Consider the following 20463-nt stretch of genomic DNA (forward strand, 5'->3'; position numbering starts at 1 on the left):
AGCTAAAAGAAAAAGGCGATAAGACCTTTATATCAGTTTTCGAGTTACCAACGGTAACCCTCAAACTGAACGGTATTCATCCCCCACTTATAGAAGATGGGGGAATTCTACCGAACAGATGTTAAATCTGTAATTCGTGTGTTCATCTCTAATGACATGGTTAATAGTCCTTCTTTCACTTTACTTTTTAATAAAATATTATACGCCTTTTTTACTTAAATATCACGTTGAACTATAAAAAAAGGAGAATCGTTTCATCAACGACTCTCCTTTTTGAAATATTAGTGATTTAAGACAGCTTTTAAGAAATCTTTCGCACGTTGTGAATCAGGATTTGAGAAGAATTTGTCTGGAGGTGCGACCTCGACAATTTTCCCTTCCGCCATGAAGACGATATTGTCACAAATCTCTTTCGCAAAGCCCATCTCATGCGTTACAACGACCATCGTCATACCTTCGTGTGCTAATTTACGAATAGCATCAAGCACTTCTTTTACCATCTCAGGGTCAAGTGCAGAAGTCGGCTCATCGAACAGCATAACTTCTGGATCCATTGCTAAAGCACGCGCGATTGCGACACGCTGTTGCTGACCACCTGACAGACGACTTGGATAAGCATCAAATTTGTCACCTAAACCAAGTGAAGTTAGTAATTCTTTCGCACGTTTTTCCGCTTCCGCCTTCGACTGCTTTTTCACCTTGATTGGTGAAATTGTCACATTATCCAAAACGCTCAGGAACGGATAAAGATTGAAGTTTTGGAATACGAAACCAAGATTTGTACGAGCTTTATTAATATCTGTTTTTTTATCATGAATCGATGTACCATTGACGATGATTTCGCCTGTGTCGATACTTTCAAGTGCATTAATTGTACGAATTAACGTCGATTTACCAGCACCAGAAGGACCGATTAAAGCGACAACATTTGATTTTGGAATTTCAAAATTAATATCTGTTAGAACATGGTGATCGCCGAAACTTTTGTTTACATCTTTAATTGTAATCATTGTTTAGTCCCCCTCTTATAATTCATTTTTCAACATACGCTTTTCGAAGTATCGGATAATTAATGACAGTGAGAATGTGATGATGAAGTAGATAATCGCTACCGCTGTCCAAATTTCCAATGCAAGATACGTACTTGAGACTAGGTTTTTTGCTTTTAAAGTTAAATCTACACCACTGATTACTGAAACAAGTGAAGAGTCTTTGATTAAGATGATGAACTGAGAAGCTGTTGGCGGTAAAATACGACGAACAGCTTGAGGTAAGATGATGAAACGCATCGCTTGATAGCTTGACATCCCTGCAGAACGAGCAGCCTCTAGCTGACCCTTAGGCACGGCCTGAACACCCGAACGGAAAATCTCCGCAAGGAACGCCGCTTCGAATAACGCTAAACTGATGATCGAACCCCAGTATGAACTTAGATGGAAAATACCACCAAGCCCGAAGTAAATCCACATTAAAAGAACAAGAAGCGGAATACCACGCATGATCTCAACATAAGCACTTGAGATGAAACGAATGAAACTATTTTTCGAAATACGACCAAAACCGAAAAGTAAACCAATTGGCAAACTAAGCAGTAATGAAATCGCAGAAATCTCTAAAGTAAGTAAAGCACCCTCGATTAGAACGTCGTAATTCTCAGGGATGACACTCCAATCAAAATCATAATTGAACATAAAATAACCTCCTAATTTAGAAAAGCTGAAAGCCCTGGGTACACCTAGAGTCCTTGGAAGGTTTTCAAGAAGAAAGCATGCCCTTCGCTTTCAATTGAAAAACTGAAAGGACCTCAAGGTGTGGGGCTTGAAGCTAGACACTATACGAAAAGCCAATAACACCGCTTACACCTCAAGTATTTGGAAAGCTCGAATTGAAAGCATCTTTTCAGCTTTCAACCGAGAGATTGAAAATACCTAGAGGTGTGGTGGTTTTGGCTAGACACCACACGAAAAGTGAAAAAGGCTGCTCACGCTTAGAGTACCTGCAAGGCTTGAATTGAAAGTTGTTCTTTAACTTTCAACCGAAAGACTGAAGGGACCTCATAAGCGTAGCCTTTTGACCTGGACAAAACTAAAAGCTGAAAGCCCCCGCTTACACCTCAAGTATTTGGAAAGCTCGAATTGAAAGCATCTTTTCAGCTTTCAACCGAGAGATTGAAAATACCTAGAGGTGTGGGGCTTGAAGCTGGACAAGTACCCGAGCAGAAAAACCACACCTTACCAAACTATGTATAAGCACCAACCAAATGACCACTCCATACCGACAGGTGTGGAACTTGCTCTTGCTCTTCTCTCTTGACCTTGCCCTTCCCCAACCTAACCCAAAAAACAGGTCGCCCTGTTCATTTGAGAAATCATTAAAAATAGGCCAATGCATGCCTAAACATTACAAGGCAGTCATTGACCAAACTGTAATTACTCTGGGCTGTTTACTTTATTTAACCAGTCACTGTTTTCGAACCATTTTGCTTTTGATGCTTTTTCTTCATCAGAACCGATGTATTTTTTAAGGAACTTATTTACTAATTTAACTGTTTCGTCATCACCTTTTTGAATAGCGATTCCTAGTTTATCAGAAGCAAGTAAACCATCTAATGCTCTTACTTTACCTTCATTTTGAAGTGAATATACTTTAATAGCTGGCTCATCATAAACGATTGCATCTGCTTGGCCTTGTTGAACTGCTAAAGCACCTGCTGGGAAATCTTCAAATTCTTTAATTTCAGCATTTTTGATTTCTTTTTTCGCTACGATCGCGCCTGTAGTACCAATTTGTACTGCGATTGATTTACCTTTTTTGTCGATATCTTTAATATCTTTTACATCTGTATCCGATTTAACCATTACACCTTGTCCAGTTTCATAATATGAATCTGCAAATTCTACAACTTTTTTACGCTCGTCAGTAATTGTCATACCAGCGAAAATCATATCAATTTTGCCAGATTTTAAAGCTGGGACTAAAGCATCAAAACCAAATTGCTTCACTTCTACTGTCGCACCAAATTCTTTTGCGATTGCTGCTGCTACATCCATATCGTAACCGACCATTTTGCCTTCTTTATCGATCATTTCGAATGGGTAGTACCCAGCGTTTGTACCGATTACTAATTTTTTCGTTTCTTTTACTTTTGCGACAGTTGATTTGCTTGAATCACCGCTACCACCGTTATCTTTCGATCCACACCCTACTAAGATGACCATCGTCACCATAACGATTGCTAATAACCACTTTTTCATATGAATAACCCCTTTTATTGGTTGTTTTAATTGTTGATAAACTGAATTATAAGGTATTTTTATACACTTGTCTACATAAAAATAAGCGTTTTATTCGTAATTATTCATAAAAAATCCTTTTTATTAATTTTTATTGTATAAAAATCATTAATTTACACAAAAAAGTGTATACCTAACTCATTTTTATGCATTACATCCAACTTTAACAATTATTTCGATCAGTAATCATTTTCTTCCTCGTCCCTCAATACGTCACACACTTTGAACCTTCAGCGTAAAGTCCCCACTCTATAGCTGAACCGAATGCCGCATTGTACTGCTCATCGTTCTGTAGAAGTCTCCTAAACTTCCATTTTTCACTCTTTCCCTTAATAGGTCAGCTGGTCTATAAGCCAATAACCACAACCTCCTTTTTATACCTATTATTAACATTATCGGAAAATATCTAATATTTGTAAAGTTTAATCTTTTCAAACAACGGATAAAGTTTCAGTATGAAGGAGAGGAGTTTGTTCATGAAAGAGAAAAATCGACGTAAACCGGATGTTTTCGACAAAGTGATTGTATCTTTCAACATCGTACTTCTGGTTGTCACAATTTCCCTTTTTTACTTGAAATGGTGGTTTTCGCACTAAAAAAAAGTAACTACTAAGTCGCTGGAACGCAAGGTTAGTAGTTACTTCAAAAGAATTGATTCATTTCAAAACTCCTCTCTCTCTTATTCAGTTAGTTCATCAAATAGTTCTCGATTTCGTGTATCGAGTGCAACATCAATCATTCGTAATCGATTTTGTTCCTCCAACTCATACATAAGTGTTTTCGTTTCATCATTGATTGTCGCAAAAGCTGAATTTGTTTCTTTTTCAAGTTCCAAATCATTTAAAATTATTTGCAAATGATCGTGAATATTTGAAACGAGTAGTAATTGGTATAACGGTAGTCGAATAAAACGACTGCTTTTTTGGAATACGAAGACATCTGACAAGTTTTCGATTTGCAAAGTTTTTAGATCTATAATGATTTCTTTCCCTTCGACCGGAATGAAATGAAATAGTTCATCATCTTTTAAAATTGAAAAGTATTGGTAAGCAAAAACTAGTTTCAGACAATCACCATCTCTTTTCGTGTAGAAAGGCTCAATTTTTCGGATTTTCAGCATGACCATCCCTCCTATAAGCTTAAATTTTCAGATAACTAATATCGTGAATTATGTATATTTACCACTATTTGATTTTCGACAAACCACCATTTATTGTCGAATGCAAAAAATTTAGTCTTTATTCCTTGCCGTGACTACACTCTACAAAAACAAAAAATATTTTTCGCCAAAATTAAAATCTTTGATTATACCAAAGTAGATGTACATATCTATGTACACACCACCATTTACTCAAAATTTTTTAAAAATCTTTTGTGACAGAATAAAAAATTTTTCCTTATTCGTTTCCGTATTGTCTTAAAAACGATATAATAGAAGGAACGATTTTTTTCAGGAGCTGGATGAATAATGAATATAAACATTGCAGAAGTTGCACGTACAGAAGAAGAATCAATAAGAGATTTTATGAACACACTTGGGCGACAACTTGATTCGTCCGACCCTAAAATTGATGAGACCGTCCGTCGAGCTGCTTTTTTAGTTCGACAAAATTACGTAAAAATAAAAACTTATAATACTCGAACGGATACTACTGTCTTCACAGTAAGAGATGCGAGCATGGCGAATGTTAATTTAACATTTAACCCGATTTCGCTATCTTGTTCATGTGGCAATCACGATTTTTGCCGACACACTTTAGCAGCTATCTTTTCGCTGTATCAATACATTGATTCACTTTCGACTTGGTTAGAGCAATTTCGTTCGAATGCTCAAGCAAAACAACTTTCACTATTAACTGAGGATCGCACACCTGAAACTTGGCTTAATTTTGTGCAAGGTATTTACAAGCGAAATCTCTATACACAAACAAATCTTAATCCTTACTTATTAGATAGTATTTTCTCAGATATGATCGACCAAATATATTCGCAGATGCCGCTTGAGCGTGAATGGAAGCCTATTTACCTAGTATTCATGCAAGTCTCGCTTCTGTCACATACTTGGAAACATTTCAGCCAGTCAAAAACAGAGGCTGCGCAAAGTTTCTATCATAATTTTATAGAAGATGAATTAGAACAATTAGAGGATATGTTGCGCGATGCAAAATCGAATTCACGCCTTTTCGCATTGGATCCTTTCTACAATACTTTAAAAGATGTGGCGCATTACTTCTTATTAAATCAACATGGTTTTGTCGAAAATCGAATCGAACTTTACCTATTATTGTGGAATCACTTATTCACTTCGACAAAAGATCGCGAACAGGAATTAGCTCGCTTGCAAACAGCGCATAGTTATTCTGATGACTTGTCGATCGAGCAAATTAAGGCCATTTTCTTAGTTATGCTGGATAAAACGGATGAGCTTGAGGCACAGATGGAGTCGATGAAAGTAGATGATGTACTTTCTTGGATCGAATTAGCGCGCACTGCTGGATTAAATAATCAAGAGGCTGTTCGCAAACAAATTATCGAACGCATCATTCCGCTTCTTCCAGAGTTTATAAATGAATCGCTTGCACCGCATTTCCGCATGTCATTCATTAAGCGTTTTGACGAGGAAAGACAGGGCGTGGAATTATCTGAAGCACAAGAGGAAACACTTTTTGCGGCATATGGAAAATATGGTTTACAGCCTTTTTCAAATTTCCTCATTCGCAAAAAACGTTACGAAGAATGGGCTGCACTTCATCAACTATACCCAACTTCACTCGCTTTTTTAGAAATCTGCGGGCTAAAAACCATTTTAGAAGAAAAACCAGCTTCACTATTACCTCTCTACCATTCACTTGTTCAAGTTGAAATCATGCAAAAAACGCGACAAAACTATAAAACAGCAGTCCGTTTAATGAAAAAAATGAAATCTGCTGCGAAGAAAAGTGGGAAAAATGAATTTTGGAATGATTATGTAGCAACCGTTCGTAAAAACTATAAAAGAATGCGTGCTTTACAAGAAGAAATCGAGAAAGGAAACCTTATGCTATGACGACTAACGCTTTTGTAAAACCTTTTGAACTAACAATCGAGACAAGTAACAACGGACTTTTCTTCCTTTCTGGATACGATGTTCAAGTAGGTCGCCCACTTCGACTAGAAGAATGGACTCCTCAACTCTTTTTCAAACATGAAGCGAGTTTTTACGGCTTAAATATGCGCTCTGAAGATGATGTATTAATTCTTACTTCATTAGAAATCGTGGAGCTTTTTTTTGAAAAAAATATGCATCCCTTCGTTAAATTCATTGGATTCGAAGACTGTGAACAAACAATTGAATCATTCAAGCTAGCGAGTTCACTTTGGCATGACAAAAATCTTTGGGACAAAATTGACGTTTCAGATGATATTCAATTCAAATTGGATTTACCTGAAGAAGCTACGACTGTCTTAAAGTTAGCACTATCAGAAAAATTAATTGAGGCGGGCTTGTCACTAAATGATGTCGAGCCGCTACTTCCGTTCTTTCGAAATGGTGGCTGGCCAATCACTCAGAAAAATGTCGACGACGAACTATTAGTCGGCCTTCGTTTACGCGAACCAGAGGAAGGCGAAGAAGCTTGGGTGTTGGAGACCGTTTTAAGAAGTACAACGAAAGCAGTCTACTGGACTCCTCCTGCTCGTAAATCTCATTTAGCAATTGAAAATGTACTTCCTGCGAAATGGGTAGATCATGTCGATGGTGTTCGCGCACTTCAAAATCAAATGATTCATTTATTGGACGACCGCGCTTATATGGTTGGCGTCAATGCGAATTCATTGCTTACATTGAAAATTTCAGATGCCGATGTTCGCCAATTCCTACGCTCGGACTTCATGCGACTTCAAGCACTTGGTTTTGAAATCGTACTTCCTGCTTGGTTAAAAGAAGTGAAGGAATCGAAAATGAAGGTGAAGGCAAATGCGAGTACGTCTTCTAACTATAAATCTGCTGCTGGTTTGCAAGAGATTTTGACTTTCGACTGGAAACTTTCTTTAAATGGGCAGGAAATTCCTGTGGAACAATTTCAACAGATGGTGTCTGACAATCGTGAATTCATCCGTGCTGGTACGGAATGGGTGCGTGTCGATGCTGCGTGGATGCAAGAAATCCAACGTCTAATGGATCAAGCGGAGACGGAAGATTGGACGGTGAAGGATTTACTATTCCAAGAATTGCCGAAAGAGATGGAAATGCCAATCGATTTCGATGATACGGATGACCGTGACGATCCGATTCTTCAACTTGAACTGCAAAATTCTTTGCGCGACTATGTGCAGAAAATTATGGACAAACAAGGCTTACCAGAAGTGTCGATTTCCCCTTCTTTACAAGCGGAATTACGTCCTTATCAACATGAAGGCTTGAACTGGTTGAGCTTCATGCGTGAGCAAAATTTTGGCGCCGTTTTAGCGGATGATATGGGACTTGGCAAAACAATTCAATTGATTGCATATTTACTAAATGTCTATGAACTTGAGAAGCCAACCGAACCGACAATCATCATTTGCCCTACTTCTGTTGTTGGGAACTGGCAAAAAGAGATTGAGCGTTTCGCACCTTCTTTGAAAACTTATCTTCACTACGGTTCAAAACGTCTAAAAGATGAGGCTTTCCGCGACTTCTTAGAAGAATCGAAAACACAAATCATCTTGACGACTTATGGAACGATTACACAGGATATTGAAGGTCTGGAACTCATCCATTTCACAAATATCACTTTGGATGAAGCGCAAAATATTAAAAATATGAATACGAAGCAGTCAAAAGCGATTCGTCGCCTACAAGGGGCTCATCATATCGCTTTAACAGGTACACCTGTTGAAAACCGTCTTTCTGAATTATGGGCGATTTTCGACTTCATTTACCGTGGTTATTTAGGCAGTTTCTCTCGTTTCCAAGAGGATTTCATTGCGCCAATCGAGCGTGACGATTCTGATCTTGTAAAAGAGAAATTACGTAAGAAGATCCAACCATTCTTACTACGTCGTACGAAGCAGGATCCGAAGCTACAACTGAACTTACCAGAGAAGTTGGAGCAGAAGGAATATTGTTCACTTACAGAGGAACAGGCTGTACTTTACGAAAGCTTCATTCAAGAAACATTGCATAAAATCGAGACTTTATCAGGCTTTGAACGAAAAGGGCTTATTTTAAAAATGTTGAATAAATTGAAACAGCTTTGTAACCACCCTGCACTTTATTTGAAAGAGCCTTTCGATGAAGCGCCTGTCATGATGAAGCGTTCTGAAAAAGTGAAAAACATCGTCTCAATGGGTGCGGAAATCATCGACAATGGCGAACAATGTCTAATCTTCACGCAATACATCGGCATGGGTCACTTACTACAGCATTGCTTCTCAGAACTGTATGATGTGGATGTACCATTCCTTACTGGTAGTATGCCGAAGCAACAGCGTGACCATTTCGTCGAAGCTTTCCAAAATGGCGAATTCCCCATCTTCATTCTGTCATTAAAAGCTGGTGGTACTGGGTTAAACTTAACCGCTGCCAACCATGTACTTCACGCCGATCGTTGGTGGAATCCAGCAGTCGAAAACCAAGCGACTGACCGTGCCTACCGCATCGGACAAACGCAATTCGTTCACGTACACAAATTCATTACTACGGGAACAATCGAAGAAAAAATCGATGCACTTCTTACAGAGAAACAAACACTCTCTGAAGAATTAATCCAATCAAGTCAATGGATTACCGAACTCGACGATGCAGAAATTAAAGATTTACTAAGCTTTTCATTTTAAACGATTCACACCGTCCATCAATTGGGCGGTGTTTTTTTGTGGTTCTATTATATATGTTGGGATCTTAAAACAATTCATGTTGTAACTTTCAATGATCATATTCCACTTATAATCAAGGCAATGAAAATTCGACTGATTTAGAGCCAAAAGACGGTTAGCAATCCAACACAAAAAGGTGAATGAAATTGAAAATCCAACTTCACTCACCTAAACTGCGAGGCATGGTAGTAATCTATGCCTCTTTTATATGTGTACTTATTTAATTTTATTTGCATTACTTTTCAAAAAATCTTCAACATCCGTTAAATTATGTTTCCCATTTACAAAATCTACAACAAAATCTTCTATTTCCTTTTGATTTGCATTTCTATAAACATAACCATTCTTTCGCAAAAAAATTGTAGTCGAGATCCATGCTGTTCGTTTGTTTGCACTCATGAATACATGATTTTTAGCTAATGATTCAAATAATGCTGAGGCTTTACTAAAAATATCTGCATATGCATCTTCTCCAACAAGAGATTGCTTTGGTCTGTTTGTAGCTGAATTTAGTAAACCACTGTCTTTTAACTGAATCGGTTCAGATGGTGTATATTGTTTAATTACCATAGCATTAATAGTTATCACATCATGATCAGTCAGATAATAATAAATCATGATTGATTAGCTCCCCTCTATCTCTTAGCTAACCCTTTCAAGGCTTCATCATGCGCTTCCATTTCTTCAAAAATCAGTTTCAATAAATCTTCATCAATACTCTTAGGTGTTTGCGTTTTTTTCAAAACAATCACATCATCTTGTAAAAAAACATCTACAGTTTCTCCTTTTTCAAGATTCAAACTGTTAATAAAATCTGTGGGTAGCGTTACACCTAGCGAGTTGCCTATACTTGTTATTTTGCGAGTAATTGGTTTTTGAGCAGTGATAAATTGCATATTTGACATGTCATTTTCCTCCTCAATAAAGCGAATTCTTCTACGCTAAATATCTATCCCTATCTAATTTCACATTTAGTAATCTACTCAATAAAAAAAGTAGTTCTTCACCATAAATCTTTAAAACTAATGTCTACCTTCTCAAAGTTCATTTCTTACATTCTTTATTTATTATAACATCACATCATCGTTATAACAAAAAACTGAAATTATATCATTTATTTAACATTAAAAAGAGATATTAGCGAAAATAAACGATTGCTTCACACTTGTTTTTCGACAAGTGCTATAGCTTTCAACGCAATATAATCGCAAAAGTCTTCCTATAAAACACTTTCTCGATATGGTAATATATAACTGAAAAGGGGGAATTATTTTGGAGAAGTTATGTACAAAATGCCTTCATCAATTAGGGGAAAAAGAGAAAGTATGCCCTATATGTGGAGAGATTCAAAAAAAGCCTAAAAAGAGCCGTCAATTCCGTTTACCTATCATGATTGCCGGAGCAGCTGTGCTTGTTTTCGGACTCATATTTTTAATCAACTCATTCAATTCCGCTGCAAAGACAGAAGAAGCTTTTACTTCTATTTTGAGCGATCGAAATATTAAAAAAATCCAAAAAGCAATTGTGCATCGCGACGGTTCAAAGATCAATACTGCTGAAGCACAAGCGATTGCAGACTTAGTAAAAGACATCGGTGAAGTAAAAACAGAGCAATTATTCCATTCTATTCAAACAAGCCGAATCTTTAATACATACAAGATGACATCAGATGAAATGTCGATTGCAACGAAGAAAAAAGAATATGCTGTAGCGATTAAAGATGTTGAACTTGAACAATTATTACCGGGGAAATATAATGCCACTGTTCATTCAGTTGGTGAACCTTTAAAAACATCGTATGAAACAACTGTTTCAGTCACAAAAAAGAATAGTGAGTTGAAAAACCCTCCCTATTTACGTGATTTAAAAATCGATAAACCTGGCTCATTCTCAACGCATTACTTTGACAAGATCGAAATTCAATTGAATGATGAACGAATCTCTCTGAGAAAACTAGTAGAGTCGTATCCTTTACACACACTAAGCCCAGACCTATCTGAATATCAAATCGTCGGTCATTGGCCATGGGGTGAAGTTGTATCACCTATTTTGCCACTTGAAGCCATTGATTTAACCGAATTATCCTTGGTTTCTAAAAAGCAAAATGAACAATTATTGGAACTTTTAAAAGACACCATTAATAAAATCGAACACAATAAGCTTGCTGAAACAGAGACAACTGACACTTTTAAAAATAATAACGTCAAAGTATCGAGCAAGAAAATTGGTGAAATCAATTCATTATTTGCAAATTTCTTATATGTGAATGAAGATAATGAAATTAAAGGCGTTTCCGCTTACTACAATACTGACACTACGGATGGTTCTGCTAAATTCGTTTATGATGCGGAGAAAAAAACGTGGGCGTTACACGAAGTAGTTGGTGATGGTTTTCAATCGGAGCATCTTGAGACTGCCATATTAACAGATCAATTTGAAGAAAATTTAGATCAACTCTCACCGAATCAATTACTATTTTTATTCGAAGAAGAATACGCTAATGCAATTTATTCACTGCCTTTTGAGAAATATAATAAAGTAGCATTCAAACAGCTCCCTGTTTGTTTTAAAAATAATCATTCACTTACGGAAGAAAAGCCACAAGTCAACCGTGTAGAAGCACTTGATGATGGTAAAATCAAAGTCTATTCCACAGATGTATGCCTCAACTCGAATTCATATGAGTCTGAAACAATCTTAGTGAAAGAGCAATTCCGCTGGGTCATCGATCAAATTGTAAAACGTGAATTAATCAAATAGTAAATGGAGTGGTTGCCTTACAATCGGCAACCGCTCCTTTTTTCTGCCTACATGCTCCCTCAAGCGTGTATCTGCATTACTTTACTGATGGTTGTTCCATCAAATTTGTCGGTAATTGAAACTCTTCTACTTGTTCAAACATATTTGTCGGATTTTTCAGTTGTAGAAATCGCACTTCATCTGCATAAACATCGGTCACATACACTTTTTTGCCTTCATCATTCGTATAATTGCGTGATTGTAATTTGCCATTAACCCCAATTAATGAACCCTTTCCGCAATATTTAACGATTTGCTCGGCTAGTTTGCCCCATGCATTGCAAAGAATAAAATCCGCTTCGACTTCACCTTGCTGATTTTTAAAATTCCGATTCACCGCAACAGTAAAGCTCGTCACTTGTCGATTTTCTGCAACTAATCTTAATTCGGGACTTTTCGTAATGCGCCCGACGATCGAGACGTTGTTCAAATTTGCACCTTCCTTTCCTTTAGGTTGCTCACATCATAATCCAGACAAAAACTTTTCTCAAAACCGCATATTATTTTTTTGAGGGGATTAAACGATTGTAAATACGAGAAATTAACGACCTTTTCAACAAAATTACCTCTACTATTAAAAAACAGCTGATTTCTTTATGTTATAATTTTATTAATCTTAAAAAGTAGGTGGCTTATTTGAAAACATTTAAAATGCTAACTTTGGAACGTTTTTCAGATGAAGGTTTTATTTCTTATCCACTTGTAGACGGAATTATTATTAACCAAGAGAACAGTCATCACACTTGGATCCTTGAAATGTACGTGGATCGTGAATATGCTGCTGACTTTGAACCGTTCATTCAAACCGATGAAGTAATCGAAGTACGCGCCATTATTTCTTATCCAGACAACGAACCAGCGGGCTTCCGCGTCGTTGTAAACGTCATTGAAGATTTAGGTGACCAAGTATCGATTTTGATGAAAGGTACGCTTAAAACGCATCGTAGACAGTATGCCGAGCTATTACTTGAGAAACTTGTCGAAGATGGTCTGTCGGGTGATCAATTGATTGAAAAATTCCGCTCAGATATGTCGACAAGACCTCGCATCAAACCATAGAAAAATCAAAAAGAGCGTAACGACTCCGCAATGGAATCGCTACGCTCTTTCTATTGATTATGCTTCTGATTTTGGTCCAATCGCAAATAGGATATCTGCTTCACAAACTAATTCGTCGCCTACTGTCACTTTACCGTGACCTTTACCCATAGAACCACGTAATTTCAGGAATTCAACTTCCATCGTTAATACGTCTCCAGGAATAACTTGGCGCTTGAATCGAGCGTTATCAATACCTGTTAAAAATACGATACGTCCTTTAAAATCCTCAGAGCTAAGTAACGCAACGCCTCCAACTTGAGCCATTGCTTCAATAATTAAAACTCCAGGCATTACTGGATAACCAGGGAAATGACCTTGGAAAAATTCTTCGTTGATTGTTACATTTTTAAAGCCTTTCGCACGCTTACCTTCTTCTAACTCTGTGATGCGATCAACGAGTAAGAATGGGTATCTATGCGGTAAGATTTGTTGAATTTGATCAGCTGTTAACATCGTAAATCCTCCTACTACTTATCTTGTGTACCATCCATAATATCGAATACATGGCTCCATGTCGATGGTTTTAAAACATCTAACATATCGCCATCACCGATTACACCAAAACCAATCATCGCCCCAACAATTGCAGCTAATACGAGTAGAACAAACACAACAAATAATCGCAATGAAATCAATGAAAATGATTTTTTCGCGTAAGATTTCTTTGAGAATTCTTCCATTATTTCTTTATTTTCTTTTCGTGTCACTGTCTTTGTTTCAGCCTGTCTATCTGCCATGGATTGATCTCCTTTTAGTGTATATTAACGTACGCTATTAATGAGTCCAAGCATTTGGTCTGCCATTGTAATCGTACGTGCATTTAATTGATAAGAACGCTGCGTATTAATTAACTCAGACATTTCCTTAGATAAGTCTACATTAGAACTTTCTAAAGCGCCACCTTGAACTTCAATTTGACTGCGATTTTGCCCCGTTAATTGATAGACAATATTGTTCTCATTCGGGTATTTACTCGCAATATCTTCCGAATATCGCAAATATTTATCTTGGTCCTGTTCAAGTAAGTTTGGCTTATCCACTTGTACAACACCCAACTCTTGCTGACCAGTCGTACCATCAGCAAATGTCACTTGCAAGCGACCATCAGGCGAAATCGTAAAGTCCGACACATCTTTTGAAAACTGAATCGCTTTACCATTTGAATCAGCCACATGGTAACCATCCGAATTCACTAAATCCGTCCCACCATTTGCGGAAGGAGATAAATAGAAATTACCTTGTCTTGATAAAACGAGTTGGCCATTATTTTCATTAATGAATGAGAAATACTGACGTTCTTTCGTCAATGCAAAATCTAGTTTACGATTCGTTTGCGTAATGCCGCCCACTTTGTTATTCAGTTGAGTTTGTGCAATTTGAGCACCAACACCCATACGAATTCCGACTGGCGATTGTCGAGGTGTACGATCTTCTTTGTCATTGTTAAATTGTTGATACATTAATTCACCGAAAGTAGCCGAACGCGCTTTATAACCCGTCGTATTACTGTTGGAAATATTATGAGAAATCGTGTCCATCTTACCTTGTAGTTGGGACATCGTATTTGTTGCACTTAGCATTGTACGTAACATCGTCTTTCCTCCTATACTCTACCGATTTCATTAACCGCTTTATCCATACTGCGATCATATGCTTGTAACACTTTTTGGTTCGCTTCAAATACACGGTAAGCTTCCATCATAGCTGTCATCGTTTGACTAGAATCGACATTCGAACTTTCCGTGAATCCTTGCTCTAAAGTGAATGACACTTGATTGTTCGCATATGCGTCTTGGAGTGGTTCATTATCAATTGTATAGAAAAGTCCGTTGTCGCGTTTTACGAGCGTATCTGGTTGTGCTGAGAAGGCAACACCAAGCTTGCCTGCTGCACGTCCTTCAACGGTAATATTCCCTTCCTTACTAATTGTGAAATTCTCACTTGGAAGGGCAATTTTGTTATTTTGTTGATCCAATACATAATTCCCCTGTGGCGTTACTAAATAACCCTCACCATCAACCGTGAAGTTACCATTTCGCGTATATGCCTCGCCACCATCTTTTGATTGCAGCTTGAAGAAGATCGTTCCCGGCTTACCCGTTTCTTCATCAATTGGCACATTTCCCTCTGTTAAGGCGATGTCTGTTACGTTACCCGACTCTACAATTGAACCTTGTGCAAAATTTGGTAGCGTTTCTTGCATATAAACGCCATTATTAACAGAACCGATTGTTTGTGCGCCACCCGGAGCAAATCCATTTTGTAATGAAGGGTTACCTTTTTGCTCGATGCGTGACATTAATAGGTCTGGAAATGAGCGAATTGTCGACTGCTCCGCTTTGAATCCTGGTGTATTGGCATTGGCAATATTATTTGAAAGCATCTCCGTACGTCGCTGTTGCGCGATCATCCCTGTCGATGCTGTATAAAATCCTCTGAACAAAGATCTTCATCCTCTCTAAAAAAATCCTACCTATTGTATCGGTTGAAAATCATTTTTTTGAAATCTTATCAAGATTCTTTAAAATTTCGCCTGTGCCTTCTACGACACAATTCAACGGATTTTCAGCAATATAGACTGGTACGAGTAATTCTTCTGCTAATAGATGACTCAATCCATGCAGTAAAGCGCCTCCACCCGCAAGCATAATACCGCGATCAATAATATCTGCGGAAAGCTCTGGTGGTGTTCTCTCTAATACGGATTTCGTCGTTCGAACAATTGCATCAACGGATTCTTTTATTGCTTCAAAAATCTCCTCTGATGAAATTTCGATACTTTTCGGAAGTCCTGAAATTAAATCTCTTCCTCGAATGTCCATTTTATCATTTTTTTCGGCTAAATGAACAGTGGCGATTTGGCATTTTATTTGTTCAGCTGTATTTTCACCAATGAGCAATTTATATTGACGCTTAATGAATTGAATGATGTCTTGATCAAATTGATTTCCTGCAATACGAATGGATTCAGATGTAACAATTTCCCCCATCGACAAGACCGCAATGTCACTCGTGCCACCACCAATATCAATGACCATGCTCCCTGAAGGTTGGAAAATTTCTAGCCCCGCTCCAATCGCCGCTACTTTCGGTTCTTCTTCAATATAGACATTTCTACCACCTGCATGCATCGCCGCTTCTTTAATGGCATTTTGCTCAACCGGCGTAATATTTGAAGGACAGCAAATTAATATTCTTGGCTTCTTGAAAAAAGTTTTCAGCTTCATTTTTTGAATGAAATATTTCAACATCGCTTCCGTCATATCAAAATCGTCAATGACACCATCTTTTAATGGTTTCACAATTTCGATTCTGCCATGCGCACGACCAATCATCTTCCTCGCATCTTCACCAACTGCTAATATTTTCTTCGTCTTCGGATCAATTGCCATAACGGACGGCTCATTTAAAATAATGCCCTTCCCTTTTAAATGAATGAGAATATTTGTCGTACCTAAGTCAATTCCTACGTCTTTAGAAAACATCCAAATTCCACCTCGCAAAATAGTATTATGTATAATTCTACCATAGCAGAAAGTGAAAAATATGATTATTCCTATAATTTGCAAATAAAGGGTTTTCGAAGTAAGCTAATTCAAAACATTATGTATAAGAAAAAGACGTGACGAAATATGTATATGCGATCATGTACAAGTAAGGTGGTAAAAAGTACATCGAATTAGAAAAAAAGAATTTGACCGATGATGAACTGGAAGAAATCTATAGGAATCTGATTGATGAAAATATATTAATTTAGGGGGGTATGATTTTGAAAGTAATTATTTTTTTGGTGATCGGTATTTTACTTAGTTTATTTTTAAAAAGTAATTGATATTTATATTTTCTAAAAAAGGTACACAAAATTTTTGAAGCTGTCTTCTGTATTTTACAGACTGTAGCTTTTTTTAGATTCCACTAACTCTATAGAAATTGTAATAAATCATACAACTTTTTTTCTCGTTTTACTTCATCTTTAATCGTGTATCTATTTCTTATTATAAAAAATACCCTATCAGGGAACTTTTTTCAAAGTGTCTATCTGATAGGGTACAGTTTAAAAGTACGATTCTTTCGAATTACTTAATTAGTTAATCTGGAATTCTTTTTCAGTTACTTCTTCAGAAGATACGCGTTCAATGTCAGCGCCTAATGAAGCAAGTTTTTTGTGGAAGTCTACATAACCACGGTCTAGGTGTTTAAGCTCTGACACGCGTGTGATTCCATCTGCTACTAATCCTGCAAGAATAAGTGCTGCTGCTGCACGTAAGTCAGTTGCTGCTACTTCTGCTCCTTGTAGTGTTGAAGGTCCATCAATAATTACTGAACGGCCATCAATTTTAGCGTTTGCGTTCATGCGGCGGAATTCTTCAACATGCATGAAGCGGTTTTCGAATACTGTTTCAGTGATGACACCGTTACCTTGCGCTACTAACATTAATGCCATCATTTGAGATTGCATATCTGTTGGGAAGCCAGGGTGTGGAATTGTTTTAATGTCTACTGCTTTTAATGGGTGTGTCGCACGTACACGAAGCCCTTCAGCCTCTTCTGTGATCTCAACGCCCATTTCTACCATCTTAGAGATTAAAGCTGTCATATGCTCTACTTCAGCATTTTCTACTACTACATCGCCACCTGTAATTGCAGCTGCTACCATGAAAGTACCTGCTTCAATACGGTCTGGGATAATGTGGTGAGTAGTACCGTAAAGTTTTTCTACACCTTCGATACGGATCTTATCTGTACCAGCGCCAACTACTTTACCGCCCATTTCATTAATGAAATTCGCAAGATCTACAATTTCAGGCTCTTTCGCTGCGTTTTCGATCACTGTAGTACCTTCTGCTAATGCCGCAGCAGTAAGGATGTTTTCAGTTGCACCAACACTTGGGAAGTCTAAATAGATTTTTGCACCTTTTAGGCGACCTTCCGTAGTTGCTTCAACATAACCATGACCGTTAGAGATTTTCGCACCCATTAATTCAAAACCTTTTAAGTGTTGATCAATTGGACGAGATCCGATTGCGCAACCACCTGGCATTGCTACACGAGCATAGCCGTTACGTGCCAATAATGGTCCCATAACTAAAATTGATGCACGCATTTTACGAACATATTCAAATTGTGCTTCAGAAGATAATTTATTAGAAGCATCGATTTCAACAGTGTTCGTTTCTGGTGAGAATGATAATTCCACATTTAGGCTTTTTAGTACTTCATCAATTGTATAAACATCCGCTAAATTCGGAACATTTTTAATCGTGTTCTTTCCTTCAGACGCTAATAATGTTGCTGCTAAAATTGGTAATACCGCATTTTTAGCACCCTCTACTCTTACATTTCCTTTTAACACGTGACCGCCCTTGACGATAATTTTATCCATTTATTTGTCCCTCCGAACTAATATTCTGTCTTTCAGCAATTTATCTATTTAATAATCCATATAATTCTAAATGTATGATGTCATTTATTAGTAACAAAACAAGTACAATACTACCCCTTTTCCGCCTGTAATACAAGAACCCTTTACACTATTTTCTAAATGATTTTCACATTACTATAGATGCTGAAAAGACATTCGAACGCAGGTTTCGATTTCCCCAGAAAGCGAAATGTTTACAGTAGTTTTAGTACCCTTGAAACTATGACGTAAAACTTCTATTAATATATGTATTCCACTTATTCCCCAGGAAATAATCATGTAATGCCTATATACTATAAGTTTTCGATTGTGCTACTCAAAATAAAATTTTTATCAAAAAAGATATTGTAGTTGTTGTGACCATTTAGTAAATTCTAAAAAGAATCTCGATACTGTCGTTCCCAATGCAATACTAATAAAAATTAACAATATTTGAATTTGAAACACTTTACCTTTTTTGAAGATTTTTTCATACATCAATCCTTGCAAAGCATAAAAAGTTACTGCGATAAAAAAGATATGGGAGATGATCCCGAGAACCGCATTGATGCCTAACATAGAGTTGATTGAATCCACTAGCCACTCCCCCTTGTTAAAAATTTCACATAACTTCATTATCGCAAGAAATGGGATAGATTGCTACTAAAAAAACAATAGTCGAAGTAGTTTGAAAATTATCCTGTTCAAAAAGTTATCAAATTTATGCGTTTTCAACGGGTTTTACAATCAAATATTTGCTATTTTATAAACGGATACTAAATCCTCTCAATAAAGCTGGGATTAATGATTGTTTTCCACTTATTATTATTACTAGAAAGCATTACAAATATCTTAAAAATAAAGCTATCCTACAATACTTAGTTGAATAAGTTAACTAAAATGAATTTACTTATTCGACTTTAGTTTGACGCAATTAATACCAAAATGGGGATTTGAGTCTTGTATATCTAGTAAATTTCAAATATCACAGTTAATAGACAAGTGATTTTCCCCCTTAGTTTGTTGTTTCGAGACTTTTATTCCATAGTGAAACTCACTTATTTTCTATTTTTTTGAATAAAAATAACGTTCATGAAGTTTCTGCACCGATCTGATGAGAGATTGGTGCTTTTTTCTTCACCAACGTAATTTAGGGACTATGTAAAATATTGGGGTGAATGAAATTGGATTTTCAATTTCATTCACCTTTTTTTATTCAGCCCAGATGTAAACTAACATTTTTGAACTTGATTGCTAATAGTATTTTGGCTGTAAATCAATCGAATCGTTTATAGCAGTATGCATTGCGTTTCATAACTTTTGTTTTGTTATTATACCTTTCAAAAAAACATTTGAATAACCTAATTCCATTCTTTCGAAGTAATGGAATGTCAGGATGGACAAGCGCGAGAAATCTTAGGCATCTGAATTTAAAGACATACTTTTCTTCAATTTTTGTGATTAAAACATCTTTAATCCTTATAGACTTCATATACCACAGCTCACCTTTTTTCACTTATTATGTATTAAGGAATTAGCGAAGCAGTGCATTTTTTCACATAGATCAACATTGAAAGAAATAACGAGGACTCCTGCCGAAAAACAAGTGTGAAGCAATCCTTTCTTTGTCTAGCTCCAAACGCTATATGCTATGGGATACTTCAGGTTTTCGGGAGAAAGTGATGGTGCTTTTACTTTCTCTTCAAACCTTGCAATACCCTCGCAGATGAACGAGTGTTTTGCACTTTTCTTTTCTTTCCACCTAAAGTGGAAAGAAATAGTGCGGCACTTGTCAGCGGAAAGCATTCGTTATTTCTGAAAGCTACAACGTGAATTGTTTTAATACCCCAACATATATAATAGAACCTATTTAATAGAACCTATTTATTGTAGAATCAAAAAAAGGGTTCTACAATAAATAACGTTGGTGAAGAAAAAAGCACCGATCTCTAATCAGATCGGTGCGGAAACTTCATGAACGTTATTTTTATTCAAAAAAATAGAAAACAAGTGAGTTTCCCTATAGAATAA

General features: G+C 36.9%; 18 protein-coding genes. 4 read left to right on the forward strand and 14 right to left on the reverse strand.

The window, feature by feature from the left end:
• Positions 1-281: 281 nt before the first annotated feature.
• From DF281_RS12890 to DF281_RS12905, 4 genes are all read right to left on the reverse strand, one after another.
• Positions 282-1010 (reverse strand): amino acid ABC transporter ATP-binding protein, encoded by a 729-nt coding sequence (locus tag DF281_RS12890; RefSeq protein WP_109350670.1) that lies wholly within the window; start codon positions 1008-1010, stop codon positions 282-284.
• Positions 1011-1025: 15 nt separating this feature from the next.
• Positions 1026-1691, reverse strand: a complete 666-nt coding sequence (locus DF281_RS12895) for an amino acid ABC transporter permease (protein ID WP_109350671.1) — start codon at positions 1689-1691, stop codon at positions 1026-1028.
• A gap of 738 nt (positions 1692-2429) precedes the next feature.
• Positions 2430-3254, reverse strand: a complete 825-nt coding sequence (locus tag DF281_RS12900) for a transporter substrate-binding domain-containing protein (protein WP_109350672.1) — start codon at positions 3252-3254, stop codon at positions 2430-2432.
• Between the two features lie 718 nt (positions 3255-3972).
• Complete coding sequence (locus DF281_RS12905) at positions 3973-4413, reverse strand: IDEAL domain-containing protein (protein ID WP_109350673.1); 441 nt, start codon at positions 4411-4413, stop codon at positions 3973-3975.
• Positions 4414-4761: 348 nt separating this feature from the next.
• Here DF281_RS12905 and DF281_RS12910 point away from each other — a divergent pair, with 348 nt between their 5' ends.
• Together DF281_RS12910 and DF281_RS12915 are read left to right on the forward strand one after the other, a co-directional pair.
• Entirely contained in the window at positions 4762-6339 is a 1578-nt protein-coding gene (locus tag DF281_RS12910; protein ID WP_109350674.1) for an SWIM zinc finger family protein, read from the forward strand.
• Positions 6336-9092: a DEAD/DEAH box helicase gene (locus tag DF281_RS12915; protein ID WP_109350675.1), complete on the forward strand. Its 2757-nt coding sequence runs from the start codon at positions 6336-6338 to the stop codon at positions 9090-9092. The genes DF281_RS12910 and DF281_RS12915 overlap by 4 nt, the downstream gene beginning before the upstream one ends.
• 255 nt (positions 9093-9347) lie before the next feature.
• Here DF281_RS12915 and DF281_RS12920 read toward each other — a convergent pair whose 3' ends face one another.
• Both DF281_RS12920 and DF281_RS12925 read right to left on the reverse strand, forming a co-directional pair.
• Complete coding sequence (locus DF281_RS12920; RefSeq protein ID WP_109350676.1) at positions 9348-9749, reverse strand: type II toxin-antitoxin system death-on-curing family toxin; 402 nt, start codon at positions 9747-9749, stop codon at positions 9348-9350.
• A gap of 17 nt (positions 9750-9766) precedes the next feature.
• Entirely contained in the window at positions 9767-10036 is a 270-nt protein-coding gene (locus tag DF281_RS12925; RefSeq protein WP_109350677.1) for an AbrB/MazE/SpoVT family DNA-binding domain-containing protein, read from the reverse strand.
• A 367-nt stretch (positions 10037-10403) separates the two neighbouring features.
• Between DF281_RS12925 and DF281_RS12930 the strand changes: the two genes are divergently transcribed.
• Positions 10404-11891, forward strand: a complete 1488-nt coding sequence (locus DF281_RS12930; protein ID WP_109350678.1) for a zinc ribbon domain-containing protein — start codon at positions 10404-10406, stop codon at positions 11889-11891.
• A 76-nt stretch (positions 11892-11967) separates the two neighbouring features.
• Here DF281_RS12930 and DF281_RS12935 read toward each other — a convergent pair whose 3' ends face one another.
• A complete protein-coding gene (locus DF281_RS12935; RefSeq protein WP_109350679.1) occupies positions 11968-12360 on the reverse strand; it encodes a single-stranded DNA-binding protein in 393 nt (130 codons plus the stop codon).
• A 197-nt stretch (positions 12361-12557) separates the two neighbouring features.
• Here DF281_RS12935 and DF281_RS12940 point away from each other — a divergent pair, with 197 nt between their 5' ends.
• A complete protein-coding gene (locus DF281_RS12940) occupies positions 12558-12989 on the forward strand; it encodes a YwpF family protein (protein ID WP_307725176.1) in 432 nt (143 codons plus the stop codon).
• A gap of 57 nt (positions 12990-13046) precedes the next feature.
• Here the strand turns inward: DF281_RS12940 and fabZ are convergent, their stop codons facing one another.
• From fabZ to DF281_RS12975, 7 genes are all read right to left on the reverse strand, one after another.
• Positions 13047-13484 (reverse strand): 3-hydroxyacyl-ACP dehydratase FabZ, encoded by a 438-nt coding sequence (fabZ, locus tag DF281_RS12945; protein WP_109350681.1) that lies wholly within the window; start codon positions 13482-13484, stop codon positions 13047-13049.
• Between the two features lie 14 nt (positions 13485-13498).
• A complete protein-coding gene (locus DF281_RS12950) occupies positions 13499-13768 on the reverse strand; it encodes a DNA-directed RNA polymerase subunit beta (protein WP_232025957.1) in 270 nt (89 codons plus the stop codon).
• Between the two features lie 24 nt (positions 13769-13792).
• Positions 13793-14623: a flagellar hook-basal body protein gene (locus DF281_RS12955; protein WP_109350682.1), complete on the reverse strand. Its 831-nt coding sequence runs from the start codon at positions 14621-14623 to the stop codon at positions 13793-13795.
• A gap of 11 nt (positions 14624-14634) precedes the next feature.
• Positions 14635-15474 (reverse strand): flagellar hook-basal body protein, encoded by an 840-nt coding sequence (locus DF281_RS12960; RefSeq protein ID WP_109350683.1) that lies wholly within the window; start codon positions 15472-15474, stop codon positions 14635-14637.
• Between the two features lie 49 nt (positions 15475-15523).
• Positions 15524-16516, reverse strand: coding sequence for a rod shape-determining protein (gene mreB, locus DF281_RS12965; protein ID WP_109350684.1), 993 nt, complete (start codon positions 16514-16516; stop codon positions 15524-15526).
• Positions 16517-17115: 599 nt separating this feature from the next.
• Positions 17116-18414: a UDP-N-acetylglucosamine 1-carboxyvinyltransferase gene (gene murA, locus DF281_RS12970; protein WP_109350685.1), complete on the reverse strand. Its 1299-nt coding sequence runs from the start codon at positions 18412-18414 to the stop codon at positions 17116-17118.
• Positions 18415-18786: 372 nt separating this feature from the next.
• On the reverse strand, positions 18787-19029 hold the full coding sequence (locus DF281_RS12975; protein ID WP_370447831.1) for a DUF1146 family protein: 243 nt from the start codon (positions 19027-19029) through the stop codon (positions 18787-18789).
• Positions 19030-20463: the final 1434 nt, after the last annotated feature.

The organism is Kurthia zopfii, from assembly GCF_003143955.1.
GTDB lineage: Bacteria > Bacillota > Bacilli > Bacillales_A > Planococcaceae > Kurthia > Kurthia zopfii.